This is a genomic window from Actinomadura barringtoniae (assembly GCF_017573505.1).
GTDB lineage: Bacteria > Actinomycetota > Actinomycetes > Streptosporangiales > Streptosporangiaceae > Spirillospora > Spirillospora barringtoniae.
This window is the reverse complement of the sequence record NZ_JAGEOJ010000015.1, coordinates 213,900-226,714: the sequence shown is the minus strand read 5'-3', so window position 1 is coordinate 226,714 and position 12,815 is coordinate 213,900. Positions and strand designations below refer to the sequence as shown.

Below are 12,815 nucleotides of genomic sequence, written 5' to 3'. Positions count from 1 at the left end.
GGAGACACATGTCACCGAAGCTCAGCGTCATCGTTCCCTTTCACAATGAGGAGGTCCACCTCGAAGAGTGCCTGGAGTCGCTGGCCCGGCAGACGCTGCGCGACCTCGAGGTGATCCTGGTGGACGACGGGTCCACCGACGGCGGTGCCGTGCACGCCAAGACCATGGCCGAACGCGACGAGCGGTTCGTGCTGCTGCACCAGGACAACTCCGGTGCCGGCGCCGCTCGCAATCGGGGAGCGCGGCTGGCGAAGGGCGAGTTCCTGGCCTTCGCGGACGCCCACGACGTCGTGGTGGGCAACGCCTACGAGCTGCTGATCGGCTCTCTTGAGAAGACCGGATCGGATCTGGCCTGCGGCAACGTGCTCCGGCTGGAGTCCGGGCGCACCTCCCAGTCGCGGGCGCACCGCGAGGCCTTCGAGGCGGGCGCTCAGAAGACGCACATCACCCGGACTACGGCGCTGCTCCGGGACCGCCGAGTCTGGAACAAGGTCTACCGACGGTCGTTCTGGGACGAGCAGGGCCTGTCGTTCGGCGACGGCCTGCACACCGACGGCCCGGTCTCGGCCAGGGCGCACGTGCTGGCTTCCTCGGTCGATGTCCTCGAAAGCCCCGTCTACTGGTGGCGCAAGGTGGCGGCCTCCCCGGCGGACAAGCGCAACGGCGCCGTCGATCTCGAAGACCGGATGGCCTCGGTTCACGCCGTGTGCGACCTGCTCGGCGAGCGCGCGCCGAAGCTGCGGCGGACCTACCACAAGCAAGTGATCAGGCGAGAGCTGGACACGCTCGTCAAGAAGCTGCCCAAGACCCCGGAGGACGAGCAGCGGGCTCTGCTCGAACTCGGTGCCGCGTTCGTCGAACGGGCGGACCGCGGTGCGATCGGGCAGCTCAAGGCGTTCGAGAGGCTCTGGGTCCACCTGCTGGGCCACCGTCAGCTGCCGGAGCTTCTTGAGGTCATGGCCCCGGACGACCGGGCCCAGATCCTCGGTGCGCCCGTCACGCGGCGGGGGGTGCTCAAGCAGCGCTGGTACGCGCGCTACCCCTTCTTCGAGGACGGTTTTCGCGGGATTCCCCGGTCGGTCTACGAGGTCACCGAGGAGCTGGAGTTCCGGGGCAAGGTGGACTCGGTCGTCTGGCACGAGGGCAGGCTGCGGATCTCGGGCTATGCCTACATCGACCGCCTGGACATGGCGTCCACGGACGACGGCCGGATCACCTTGTGGCTGCAGGACACCCGCCGGGGCGTCCGCATCCCGCTGGAACCGCAGCGGTCGCGGCGTCCCGACGTGACGGCCGCCTCGAACCAGCCGACCGCCTGTTACGACGGGTCGGGCTTCGTCGTCGAGGTGGACCCGTCCGCGTTCGAAGGACACCGCCGCCGCACCGGCGAGTGGGAGCTCCACACCGAGGTGGTCGTCCAGGGCGCGAAGCGCGGCGGTTGCCTGAGCAGCTCGGCGGATCAGCAGAACGCCTGGCTGCCTGCGCTGCACGAGGCCGACGACATCTGGATTCAGCCGGTCGCGCGCGGGGACGGGTTCTCCTTGCGCGTCCGGCCCATCAAGGCGCTCGTGACCGCGCACCGGGTCGTCGACGGCACGATCGTCCTCGAAGGCAGGACGGTGGACGCGTCGGAAGCCCCGGTCGAGCTCGTCGCCGCCGCCCGGCAGGCCGACTTCAAGGTCACCGGACCCGTCGAGTGCTCTCCTCGTTCAGAGGGTGGCGGATCCTTCCGGGCCGAGCTCCCGCTCCAGGAACTGGTGGCGGCGCACGGCCACGCCGGCCCCGCCGCGCTCACCGAGTGGGAGATCAGGCTCCGTACGGCCTCCGGGACGATCAAGCCGCTGCTCGCCGCCGAAGCCGCCGAAGGGCGCTATCCCGCCGGTGCCCTTGAAGTGGCTCTGACCCGCACCCGGTACGGGAACCTCCTCGGGATGGTCCGGCCCTGCGCCCTGGTGGCGACCAGCGTGACCTGGGACGGCGACCGCATCACCGTGGCCGGTGACTATGCCGGTGAAGGCACGCCGCCTGCCGAGCTGATCCTGCGTCATGGCCGCGAGGCGGAGGAGTACGGCGTTCCCCTGACCTGGACCGGGGGGCATTTCAGGGCGAGCTTCAAGCCGGGGGAGATGCCCGCACTCGGCGCCCCCTTGCCGCTGGCCCCGGGGACCTGGGAGCTTCGTGCCGACACGGGAACCTCCGAGGGAAGCGACGCCGACGTCGCCGTCCTCCTTGAAAGGGCCGCCGTCCCCGACCTCCCGCCCACCAAGGTCGTCGGCGCTCACGAGGTGTCGGTCGTTCCCTCGGGAGGCGCGCTGCGTCTGCGCGTGCGGCTGGCGCTGGCCGACGACGAACGCGGGCTCTACGCCCAAGAAAGGCTGCGCAAGGACGTCTACCCGCGCCTGTGCTCAGAGCCGCTTCGCGACCTCGTCGTCTTCGACGCCTACATGGCGCGGCAGTACTCCTGCAATCCTCGCGCGATCTACGAAGAGCTCGTACGGCAGCGGACGGATCTCGACTGCGTCTGGGTGTCGCGGGACGGGCAGTTCCGGGCCCCGCACGGTGCGCGGACCGTCCTTGTGGGCAGCAAGGAGCACTACACGGCCCTCGCGCACGCGCGTTACATCGTCGGGAACGAGGCCCAGCAGCCCTGGTTCGACAAGAGGCCTGACCAGACGTATGTGCAGTGCTGGCACGGTACGCCGCTGAAGCGGCTGGCCCTGGACGTACCGGCGCTGCCGCACATGCGGAAGGCCACACTCGGGTGGGTGCGCCGGGAGGTTCCCCGATGGGACGTCCTGCTGTCGCCCAACCCGTTCACAAGCCCCATCATGCGCAAGGCGTACCAGTACGGCGGCGAGATCCTGGAGTCGGGCTATCCCCGTAACGACCTGCTGCAGCGACCGGAGGCCCCGCAGGTCGCCGCCGAGGTGCGCAGGCGACTGGGCATCCCCGAAGGCAAGCGCGTGGTGCTCTACGTACCGACGTGGCGCGACGACCTCTACTTCGCCAGGGGACGGCGCGCGTTCGAACTGGCGCTGGACCTGGACCGCGCACGCGCCGTGCTCGGCCCCGACCACGTGCTCCTGCTCCGCACGCACTACCTGGTGACCGACCGTTCGTGGTCGCAGGTGGACGACTTCGTCGTCGACGTGTCGCGGTATCCGGACATCGCCGAGCTGTACCTGGCCGCCGACGTCCTGGTGACGGACTACTCCTCGGCGATGTTCGACTTCGCCGTCACGGGCAAGCCGATGGTGTTCTTCACCTACGACCTGGAGAAGTACCGGGACAAGGTCAGGGGCTTCTACTTCGACTTCGAGGCCGAGGCTCCCGGTCCGCTGCTGCGGACCTCGGACGAGACGATCGCCGCCCTGCGGGACATGGACGGGGCGGCACAGCACCCCGCGTACGGGGCCTTCGTCGACAAGTTCTGCCCGTACGACGACGGGCACGCCGCCGAGCGGGTCATCCAGCGCATGTTCGAGCTAGGCGAGGCCTGAACCGAAGCCTGAACCGAGGCCTGAACCCGAGCCCAGCAAGACGTCCGCGACCCGTTCGCGGCCGCGCCCGTCGATGAGGCCGTGGCCGCGAACGGCGATCGCGTGACGTTCCGCCGGGTCCTCAAGGAGCCGCTTCAGGACCGCGGCGGCCTCCGTACGTGAGGCGGGGTCGTCGTAGTGCGCGGGGTTGCCCAGGCCTGCGGTGAGCCCTCGCGCGATCGTCGGCTCGTACCCCAGGAGCTGGTTGTCGGCGACCCAGACGAGGGCCGTCGGCAGGCCGAGGCACAGCAACTCCCACGTGGAGGTCCCGGCGGCGCTGATGACCAGATCCGAACCGGCGGCCAGCTCCGCGAACCGATCGGTCGGCGGGATCGCCGTCACCGACTGGCCCGCAAGGAGCGGAACGGCTTCGAGCGCGCGCACCGTCGACTCTCGCGGCGCGATGACCGTGGCCGCGAAGGGCGCCCCGGTCGAGGCTGCGAGCTCGACCACGCGTGGCGCCACGTCGGCCGCGTCCGTGCCGCCGAACACGCAGAGCAGCCTCGGGCACGCGGTCGTGGCCGTGCGGGGCTGTGAAGGACGCAGGCCACGCACCGAATCGCGGAGCAGGACGTAGCCGGTCCCCGCGAGCCGGGTGGCCGTCGCCGGGATCTCGATCGCCGTCGCCTCGGCTCCCAGGTTCTGGTCGACGTAGACGTCCGCCCGCTGGCCGCGCAGGTCGCCGTCGACGATGGCCATGACGCGTACCCCCGCGAGGGCCAGGGAGTGCCCGCACTCCGGATCCGTCACGTACGAATCGATGACCATCGCGTCCAGCCCGAGCCGTACGGCCAGCGCGGAGAGATCCGCGGGCGAGTCAGGGGCGGGCCGGAGCGGGAACCCGCGCAGGTCGAGCTGGGCGCGGATCCAGTCAGGCCCGTCGACCGCACCGAGGAACAGCACCTCGGCCCCCCGCTGAACGAGCTCCTCGGCCAGGGCCACGCAGCGGATGAGGTGACCGACGCCCATCCGCGTGCCGGCATCGCACCGGATACCGACCCTCACGCCTCCGCGAGCTCCTTCTGCCGGACGTGGGCGTTGAGTGCGCGCACGTCGGGGTTGATCTCCAGCCAGTCGATGAGCTCCTGGTACGGCACGGCGACGTCTCCGAACTTGTTCACCACGGCCTCGATCAGATCCCAGTCCTCCTTGGTGTCCAGTGTGACCCGCAGATGGGCGGTGGACGGCGCGAAGGTCAGGCCCATGAGGGAGAACGAACGGGGATGGGTGTAGGCGTATGACGTCACGTGCGTGCGGTGGTGACCGATCGCGACCTCGTCGATGCGCCGCAGGGCCTGCACGGTGATGATCTCGACGTCGAGGCCGCGCGGCAGCGTGTGCGGGATCCCGGTGCTGAGGTAGTGGAGGCCGGGGACGGCGCGGAACGTCGTCGCGGCGGTCCGTACGACGGCCGGGTCCAGCAGCGGGCAGTCGGCGGTGAAACGCATGACCGCCTCCGCCGAGGGACGGGCCTCCAGCGCACCGGTGAACCGCGTCAGCACGTCGTCGACCGGCCCGCGATGCCAGGCGACGCCCAGCCGCCGGCACTCCTCCACGACGACGTCGTCCTCATCGAGCTCCGTCGTGGCGACGACGAGGCCGTCCAGCACCCGGCTCTCCTGAGCCGCGCGGATCACCCAGCCGAGCACGCTGCGCCCGGCCAGCGGACGCAGCACCTTGCCGGGAAGACGGGACGACCCCATTCGAGCCTGAATGATCCCGACCATGTGGATGGACACGACATTTCTCCAGGTCAGCACGGTAATCGAAGCGAGGCGCTACGCTACCGCAGAATTCTTACTCACAGTCACCGATCGATACGGGGGGTATCGGCAGTGGAACTGAGTGGCGCGTCGATCCTGATCACGGGGGGCACCGGCTCCTTCGGTAAGGCGTTCCTGCGGCACGTTCTCGACCACCTCGATCCGCGCCGCATCGTGGTCTTCTCCCGGGACGAGCTGAAGCAGTACGAGATGCGGCAGCTCTTCGATGACGACCAGCGGATCCGCTGGTTCATCGGTGACATCCGCGACCGCGAGCGGCTGCGCCGCGCCATGCACGAGGTCGAGTACGTGGTGCACGCGGCGGCGCTCAAGCAGGTCGACACCGCCGAGTACAACCCGTTCGAGTACGTGCAGACCAACGTGCACGGCTCGCAGAACGTCATCGAGGCCGCCATCGACTGCGGCGTGCGGAAGGTCGTGGCGCTGTCGACCGACAAGGCCTCCAGCCCGATCAACCTCTACGGCGCGACGAAGCTGACCGCCGACAAGCTCTTCGTCTCGGGCAACCACTACGCCGCGCAGCACCAGACGCGCTTCTCGGTCGTCCGCTACGGCAACGTCATGGGCAGCCGCGGCTCGGTCATCCCGTTCTTCCGGCGGCTCGCCGACCGCGGCGAGAGCCTGCCGATCACCGACAAGCGGATGACCCGGTTCTGGATCACGCTGGACCAGGCGGTGCAGTTCGTCGTCGACTCGTTCGGCCTGATGCAGGGCGGCGAGCTGTACGTGCCGCGCATCCCGAGCATGCGGATCGTCGACCTCGCCCAGGCCGTCGCGCCCGACTGCGCGTTCCACGAGGTCGGGATCCGGCCCGGCGAGAAGCTGCACGAGGAGATGATCGCCGCCGACGACAGCCACCGCACGGTGCGCCTGGCCGACCGGTACGTGGTCATGCCGACGATCGCGACCTGGGGCTACATGCCGCCGCAGGGCGGCGAGGCGGTCAGCGAGGGCTTCTCCTTCCGCTCCGACTCCAACGACATGTGGCTGTCGACCGACGACCTGCAGGCGCTCCTCGCGTCCTGCGTGTGACCGGCGTGCTCGCCTACGGCCGCCAGTCCATCGATGAGAACGACATCGCCGCGGTCGCGGGCGTGCTCCGCGGCGACTGGCTGACGACCGGCCCCGAGGTCACCGCGTTCGAGGACGCGCTGGCCGGCTGGACGGGCGGCGTGCCGTGCGTCAGTGTCACCTCCGGGACGGCCGCGCTCCACGTCGCCTACGCGGCGGCGGGGGTCGGCCCCGGCAGCCAGGTGGTCACCTCGCCGATGACGTTCGTCGCGACCGCCGCCACCGCGATGCTGCTCGGGGCGTCGGTGGTGTTCGCCGACGTCTGTGAGGACACCGCCAACCTCGACCCCGAGGCGGCCGACGCCGCGACCTCCTCCCGCACCCACGTCGTCACCGCGGTGGACTATGCCGGGCAGCCCGCCGACTATGACGCGCTCGGCAAGGTCGCCGACCGGGCCGACGCGCTGCTGCTCGCCGACGCCGCCCACTCGATCGGCTCGACCTGGAACGACGTCCCGGTGGGCGCGCTCGCCGACATGACCACGTTCTCCTTCTTCCCGACGAAGAACGCGACGACGGGCGAGGGCGGAGCGGTCGCGGTCAAGGACGCGGGCCTGCTGGACCGGGCGAGGCGTTTCCGCTGCCACGGTCTGGTCCGGGAAGCCGACCGGCTGCGCTCGCCGGACGAGGGCGGCTGGCACCAGGAGGTCCACTCGCTCGGCCTCAACTACCGGCTGCCGGATGTGCTCTGCGCACTCGGTACGAGCCAGCTCGGCCGCCTCGCCTTCTTCAAGGAGCGGCGGGCCCAGCTGGTCGCCCGCTACAACGAACTGCTCGCGGATGTCCCCGGGGTGCGGCTGCCGGCGGTCCGTCCCGGCGCCGACCCCATGTGGCACCTGTACGCGGTGCGCGTTCTGGACGGCCGCAGGCGTGAGGTGTACGACCGCATGCGGGCGGCCGGCATCGGAGTACAGGTGAACTACATCCCCGCGTACCGGCACCCGGTCTTCGAGGACCTCGGCTACCGGCGCGGGATGTGCCCGGTGGCGGAGTCCTTCTACGAAGAGCAGCTGTCGCTGCCGCTCTTCCCCGACCTCACCGAGTCCGACCAGGACCGCGTCATCGACACGCTGCGCGCGATCCTGAGCTGACGGCATCACCGAATACCAGAAGGCCCCGGAGCATCAGATGCTCCGGGGCCTCTCCAGGTCTGGCTTCTGGGTCACAGCCGTACGAGGTTCACCAGCTTGAGAAGCCGCGGCTGTCCCGTTCCATCGGCCTGCCCGAACGTCAGCAGGAAGGGCTCCTCGCTGTGCGGGACGGTGACCTCGAACCCGCCCTCTTCGCGGTAGGTGGCCGACAGCGAGGTGACGCGGCCGTCCCCGAGGGTGATCATCCCGATCTGGAGCCTGTCGGGGGTTCGCCGCAGGGGAGCGGCGTCGATACCGCGCTGGGCCACCCGCCAGGCCTTGCGGCGGGCACGGTCCATGTGACGCTTCCACCGCGGATCGCCCGTCGAGGTCCGGCCGGCCGCGGCGGCGCGGGCCCAGTCGAACCGCAGCCGGACGGGTGCGTCAGTGCAGGGGTTCACGACCATCATGCCGCCGGTCAGGCGGGTGGCGCCCTGCTCGGTGAGCATCTTGGCGTTGAGGCCGCCGGTGCTGACGAGCCCGAGGCGTTCGGCCGTACGCGCGTCCACCTTGCGGCCCAGAGTGTGCGTGGTGGCGGTGTCCGAGCGGGCGATCGAGATCCCGTTGACGACCATCCCGATGGTCGCCGCGGGCGCCAGAACCTCGTCGAGGCTGTGGATCCCAAGGGCGGCGGGGGCGCCGGCCCATCCGTGGGTGCCGGACCATTCGTTCGAGCCCCACAGCTCGGTGAGGGCCAGGCCGTCGGGCGGGACCTCGCCCGGGGCCAGGTCGATGGCGACCTCACCGATCGAGCGGCCCTTGCCGCTGGGCTTGGGGACCAGGAGGGCGGCCCCGCGCAGGCTGCGCTGCGCGCAGACCAGGACGAGTCTCGGCTTCGAGGCCTCCTCCCGGGACACGCTCTCGTCGACGTACCGGTCCCAGTAGGACTCGGTGTGCCGGTCGAGGCTGAGCCGGAACGACACCCGGGTCCGCTCGTCGCCCTGGTCGGCGACCTTGAGCCCGAGGGCGGTCGGCGAATCGATGCAGCGGCCGACGTTGCCGGAACGGCGCAGGAAACCCTCGGTCACCCGCAGGACCGAGTGCCTGCCGCTGGTGAACTGGGCCGGTACCGAGATAGCGGGATCCTGGTCCAGGTCGTAGTGCGTGGCCAGGTACCCGTTCGCGTCAGTCGTCATCACGCGCACCGTCGTTTCTCATCACGGGCAACAGTTCCTTGAGCGTCTCGGGGTTCGTCAGGTCGAACCGGGTGAGGAAGGGCTCCCGCCTCGTCCACATCCTGCGGACGGAGGTGAAGACGGGGTCGGCGTCGCTCTCGACGGCCCTCATGTTGATCTCGAGCGTGCGCAGGTGCATCTCCTCGGGCATCACGTCCCAGTGCGGGACCAGCAGCGAGGAGACGTCCGCCGCGCTCCGGTAGAACCAGGACCACAGGCGCGCGCGTTCGACCTGCTCGGCGGTGATCAGCGGTTCCTTGCGCGTCAGAGCCTCGATCGACGCCGTGAGCGTCTTCCAGTAGGCGCCGGTGTCCTCGGCGACCGTCGAGACCCCGCACGCGCTCCACTCCGACCAGCCGGCCTGGATCACGGGCGTGCCGAACGCGGGCAGCTCGTTGCTCACACTGCCGCGGACGGTGACGCCGAGGTCGGTCAGGCTCCACATCGCGTTCTTGGACAGGTCGTTGCTCGGCATGAACGTGAGGTGGGGCGCGTTCGCGTAGGACGCGGCGAGCTTGTCGAAGAAGCCGGTCGCGTCGTACTTGTCCTGGTTGGGGTGGTCGAGGAACAGCCAGTTCGCCTGCGGCTGCGACGCCGCGAAGGCCGCCGTCTCCTCGAACCAGGCGGCCAGGTCGGGGAAGATCTCCCGGTTGGTGCCGAGCGCGTCGGACACCGCGTGGTTGAAGACCGTGATCACCGGCAGCTCGGGGTCCAGGCCGAGCCGGGCCATGCCGTACGCGCGGAACTGCGCGCGCTCGGTCGGGTTGGTCAGCTCGCACAGGGCGTTCGGGCCGAACCGCCACCAGCTGGGACGGCCGAGGTTGCCGCGGGTGCGCCAGGCGACCAGCTCCGCGGCGGAACGCACGATGTCGCGGTTGCCCCAGACGTGCTGGTCGAAGTAGTCGCCGATCTGCCGGGTCAGCTCGGCGCGGAAGGTCGCCTCGCCCGTCCGGTGCTCGGGAAAGAGCGTGTAGGCCTTCAGCGATCCGGTGGACTGCACGTGGACCACGGGCACGTCGAACCGCGTGGCCGCGTCGACCCCCAGGCCCCACGGGTCGTAGTCGACATGGCTCGTCACGAACGCGATCGGCTTCAGCGCCCGGATCAGCGTCTCGTAGACGGCCGCGAAGGCCGCCGAGCGCGGCCGCTGCGCCTGGAGTCTCGCGTTCTGCTCACGGTCGCCTTCGAGCCGGGGCAGCAGGTCCAACCGGCACGCGGAGGCGTAGGCGGAATCGTCGACGACCTCCGGGTCGACGGACGACCACCGTACGGACCGCGGCCCGTCTCCTTCGGGCACGTCCGCACCGGCCGTCAGGGGCTGCCCGCACACCTCGATGGTGGCAGGCTCCTCGTCGGAGGCGGCCATGAACCGGTCGACCAGTTCGTGCACGTCGAGGACCTCGGTCACGGCGAAGGCCTCGCAGAGCCGCCGCACCTTCTCGACGTTGAAGTCCTCCCAGATGGTGTCGTACCAGCTCTGGTCCGTGCCCGTCAGAACGAGCACGCGCGCGGGCTGCACGCGGCGCAGCGCGTTGGCCAGCACCAGGTTGCGCAGAACGTTGCGCGCCTGGTGGTGCAGGGCCTCCACGATGATCCAGTCCTCGCCGTCGGCCGCCGGCAGATTGTTGCGCCAGAAGACCGAGGCGACGGACAGGAACTTGTCGTAGTTCTCAGGCGTGGCTCTGAGTCTCAACGGGACCTCCGGGTCAGGACGAGAGCGTGGTGAGGCGCGTGAATTCGCGCATCAGGTCGTAGCCGTCCCAGGTGGCGGCGAAGGTCAGCGCCGACCCGAAGGGCACGATCCGGTCGATGCCGCGGCCGCCCGCGGCCGTCGCGAAGTCGCGCAGCGCCCCGGCCGGGAAGCCGAACGCGCTGAGCGTCTGGTCCTTGCGGCAGATCAGCGGGACCAGGTCGGCGAGCGAACCCAGGACCGAGCAGGCGAAGGTGCCGGTGCCGAGCCAGCGGCGCGGCATGCCGGTCGGGGCGGTGAGGTCGATCGTGGCGAGCGCGTTGCCGCGGAAGCGGACCGCGTTCGCGTCACCCTCGGCGGCCATGCCGTACGCGGCGACGTGCTTCTCCACGGCCATCGCCGGATCGACGCCGAAGCCCCGTGCCACGATGACCTCCGACAGCAGTTCTTCGAACTCCTCCCGGGCGGCCGCCGCCCCGGCCTCGTCGCCGATCCAGAAGAGCGTGCGCGGGGAGGAACAGGCCGCCTGGTCGAACCAGTACGAGTCGTTGGCGAAGCCGTCCGCCGCGTTGCGCCGCTCGTTCCGGCCCGCCTCCTGCCAGCCGCGCACCGAGATCGCCGCCAGCGACGAACGGTCGGGGAAGCTGAGGTCGCGCGCCGAGGGCCGCAGCGGATGCCGCCGGATCGCGTTCACCGACGCGTCGCCGCCCCAGATGACCCGCAGGTCGCACGCGGCCGACAGGGCGTCTGTGGTCGCGTCGCACCGTTCGTAACCGATGAGGCGCTGGGTCTGGCGTACCGCCGGGTGGGCCGTGCCGAGGGCCGCGTGGAGGGCGTCCAGGATCACCTCCGAGACGCCGCCTCCCCGGTCGGACAGGCGCACGATGTTGGCGTTGCCCGCCAGCGCCGACAGTGCCCAGGAATAGACGAAGACCGTGTCCACGTTCGCGGGCGGGATGTGGAAGACCAGCCCGCGCGGAAAGCGCAGCCGGTCGAGCCGCCGATCGTGCCGCCGGTCACCGGAGTCGTCGAGGGCGTCGAGGACGCGGGAGAGCTCGCTCTGGCGCAGGAAGAAGCCCAGCGCGCCGAGCTCCGGATGGCTCCGCATCACCTCGGGCTTGAGGAGCAGCCGTGACAGCGTGCCGAGGAACTCCTGGATACGTGGATCGCCCACGGCCAGCGCGCCGCCCCCGGGCACGGCCTCCACCTCGGAGAGCAGGCCGTGGACGTCGATGGACTCGCGTGCCGGAAAGTGCTGCCGCACGGTGGTCGCGTCCGTGGTCGCGTCCGTGGTCGCGTCCGTGGTCGAAGGAGTGGTCGTCATGCGGCCGCCTTGAAGGTGTCGCTGCATCCCCGGGCCTCGGCGCGCGGCAGCCGCCCGAGGACCGAGAAGCGCTTGCCCGGCCAGGCGCCGTCGTCGATGCCATGGATGACGCCCTGGTCCTCGGTGAGCAGGACGTGCCCGGGGTACGAGCGCGGCAGCGTGCTGACCACTTCGAGCAGGCCGGGCTGCCCGGGCTCGGCCTCCGCCCAGGTCTCCGGATCGCGGACGATGACGTCGGCGAAGTCCGGGCAGTAGAGCGAGCCGCCGTCGGGCCCCTCCACGAAGACGGTGCCGATCTGCTCGACCATCCCGTAGAAGTTGTGGATCCGGGTGAGCCCGGTGTGCTCGGCGAACCGGCCGCGGAACTCGGCGTTGCCGACGGCCTCGGCGGTGAGCTTCTTCCAGCCGCCGGAGTGGATCAGCACGCCCTGCGACAGGTCGAGACCGGCCTCGCGCGCGGGCTCGTAGAGGTAGCGCCACACCATGAAGGTGAAGCCGAAGATGAGGAACGGGGAGTCACCGTGCCGGGCGAGGAAGTCCTTGACCGTGTCCAGGTCGGGTTGGTCGTTCTCGTCCAGGACCCAGGTGTGGTCGCGGCCGAAGTTCGCCATGCCCAGCACGCCGGCGGCGCGGGCGGTGGACGACCGTGCCATCGCCCGGCTGTCGACCATGAGCATCGGGAGGCGGCGCGGCCCCAGCACCGTCTGCAGGGTGCGGGCCAGCATGCGGGCCTGGGTGGCGGCGGCGTCACGGTCCAAATGAATGCGGCTCACGGCGTCGCCGGTCGTTCCGCTGGAGGTCAGGACCCTGAAGACCTCATCGTCCGGGACGCTCTTGAGATCGTGGTTCTTGAACATCCGTACCGGCAGCCAGGGCAGGTCGGCCATCGAGGCGTGCGCGGTGCCCGCCGGGTGCCCGATCGCGTCGAGGATCCTGGCGTACGGCGCGCAGGCCGCACGGTGGTGCTCGGTCAGATCGGTCAGCTGGGGGAGCAGCCGGGCTTCCCTTTCCTGCTGAGAGAGGGCGAACACGCTCACGCGATCACCTCCCCTAGCGGCTCGGTGATGGCCTCGCCTAGCGGCTCGGCTGTGCGTGAGCTTCG

General features: G+C 70.4%; 9 protein-coding genes. 3 read left to right on the top strand and 6 right to left on the bottom strand.

The window, feature by feature from the left end; all coding sequences use genetic code 11:
• Nucleotides 1–8 precede the first annotated feature (8 nt).
• Nucleotides 9–3,500 (top strand): bifunctional glycosyltransferase/CDP-glycerol:glycerophosphate glycerophosphotransferase, encoded by a 3,492-nt coding sequence (locus J4573_RS34220; RefSeq protein ID WP_208260071.1) that lies wholly within the window; start codon nucleotides 9–11, stop codon nucleotides 3,498–3,500.
• Here J4573_RS34220 and J4573_RS34215 read toward each other — a convergent pair.
• On the bottom strand, nucleotides 3,486–4,544 hold the full coding sequence (locus J4573_RS34215; RefSeq protein WP_208260070.1) for a PseG/SpsG family protein: 1,059 nt from the start codon (nucleotides 4,542–4,544) through the stop codon (nucleotides 3,486–3,488). The genes J4573_RS34220 and J4573_RS34215 overlap by 15 nt on opposite strands.
• Nucleotides 4,541–5,278 (bottom strand): cytidylyltransferase domain-containing protein, encoded by a 738-nt coding sequence (locus J4573_RS34210; RefSeq protein ID WP_307797117.1) that lies wholly within the window; start codon nucleotides 5,276–5,278, stop codon nucleotides 4,541–4,543. The genes J4573_RS34215 and J4573_RS34210 overlap by 4 nt, the downstream gene beginning before the upstream one ends.
• A gap of 96 nt (nucleotides 5,279–5,374) precedes the next feature.
• Here J4573_RS34210 and pseB point away from each other — a divergent pair, with 96 nt between their 5' ends.
• Both pseB and J4573_RS34200 read left to right on the top strand, forming a co-directional pair.
• The gene (pseB, locus tag J4573_RS34205) at nucleotides 5,375–6,355 is read left to right on the top strand and encodes a UDP-N-acetylglucosamine 4,6-dehydratase (inverting) (protein ID WP_307797116.1); all 981 of its coding nucleotides are present in this window, start codon (nucleotides 5,375–5,377) and stop codon (nucleotides 6,353–6,355) included.
• Nucleotides 6,352–7,485 carry a DegT/DnrJ/EryC1/StrS family aminotransferase gene (locus J4573_RS34200; protein ID WP_307797115.1) on the top strand — a complete coding sequence of 378 codons (1,134 nt, stop codon included), beginning with the start codon at nucleotides 6,352–6,354 and terminating at the stop codon, nucleotides 7,483–7,485. Before pseB ends, J4573_RS34200 begins: the two co-directional genes overlap by 4 nt.
• Before the next feature lie 71 nt (nucleotides 7,486–7,556).
• On the opposite strand, the gene J4573_RS34195 is transcribed toward J4573_RS34200, so the two are convergent.
• Genes J4573_RS34195 through J4573_RS34180 form a run of 4 tightly spaced genes read right to left on the bottom strand, consistent with a single transcriptional unit; the run spans nucleotide 7,557 to nucleotide 12,750 of the window.
• A complete protein-coding gene (locus J4573_RS34195) occupies nucleotides 7,557–8,660 on the bottom strand; it encodes a hypothetical protein (protein ID WP_208260069.1) in 1,104 nt (367 codons plus the stop codon).
• A complete protein-coding gene (locus tag J4573_RS34190) occupies nucleotides 8,650–10,392 on the bottom strand; it encodes a hypothetical protein (RefSeq protein WP_208260068.1) in 1,743 nt (580 codons plus the stop codon). Before J4573_RS34190 ends, J4573_RS34195 begins: the two co-directional genes overlap by 11 nt.
• Nucleotides 10,393–10,405: 13 nt before the next feature.
• Nucleotides 10,406–11,713: an acyl-CoA reductase gene (locus J4573_RS34185; protein WP_208260067.1), complete on the bottom strand. Its 1,308-nt coding sequence runs from the start codon at nucleotides 11,711–11,713 to the stop codon at nucleotides 10,406–10,408.
• Nucleotides 11,710–12,750 (bottom strand): LuxE/PaaK family acyltransferase, encoded by a 1,041-nt coding sequence (locus J4573_RS34180; protein ID WP_208260066.1) that lies wholly within the window; start codon nucleotides 12,748–12,750, stop codon nucleotides 11,710–11,712. Before J4573_RS34180 ends, J4573_RS34185 begins: the two co-directional genes overlap by 4 nt.
• Nucleotides 12,751–12,815 lie beyond the last annotated feature (65 nt).